Below are 689 nucleotides of genomic sequence, written 5' to 3'. Positions count from 1 at the left end.
AATTCTTCATATATTTTTGGAAAGGAAATAGAACATTCCACGGATTCATAAGAAAGAAACCTCCCTTATTACAAGAAAAGTATAGTTTCTTAATTATATGCAAGCAATTGCCTATGTGTTTGTAGGTAATAGTAGTTTATTTTTTTGATATGTTGAAAGGGACGTGAAAATGCGTGTTTAGTTTTGGGATTTTTAATATAAAAATGCCATTTTCGTAGTTTGCTGAAACATTGTTATGCAAGAAAGAAAAAGGAATAACAAATGAACGTCTAAATGCTCCGATAAATCTTTCGCTGTGGACAATTTTGTATTGTTCTGTTGCAAAAGGTTGTGGAACATTTCCTTCAATAATTAAATTTTGTCCATGAAATGAAATTTTAACATGTTCTTTTTCAGTTATTCCTGGAAGTTCGATGAGAATATAACCTGTTGTGTCATTTTCAATAATGTCGATAGGAGGTGTTTTCTTTGGCATGATTTTCTGAAAATCTGTCCAGAACTGATCACCAAGCACTTTTTCTGTTTCTTTAGAAAAGCCTTCCCAACCAGATATCGAATTATCGCTATTTGACATATTAAAAACCACCACCTTTTCATTAATAATATGAAAAGATGGTGGTTTTTTATGTGTCGTTATATTGATTTTGTTACGAATTTTCGTTTTTGAATGAAAAGAAGTCGTGATGCTA

Annotated in this window: 1 protein-coding gene; it reads right to left on the bottom strand. The window is 30.9% G+C overall.

The window, feature by feature from the left end; genetic code table 11:
- Positions 1 to 136: 136 nt before the first annotated feature.
- Positions 137 to 689 (bottom strand): Hsp20/alpha crystallin family protein (locus V7014_RS20380; RefSeq protein ID WP_335509759.1); only part of this gene is annotated, 553 nt, incomplete at its 5' end.

It is taken from the genome of Bacillus sp. JJ722 (assembly GCF_036963345.1).
Taxonomy (GTDB): Bacteria; Bacillota; Bacilli; order Bacillales; family DSM-1321; genus Bacillus_AD.
The sequence above is the reverse complement of the archived record's forward strand: the minus strand, read 5'-3'. Positions and strand labels throughout refer to the sequence as shown.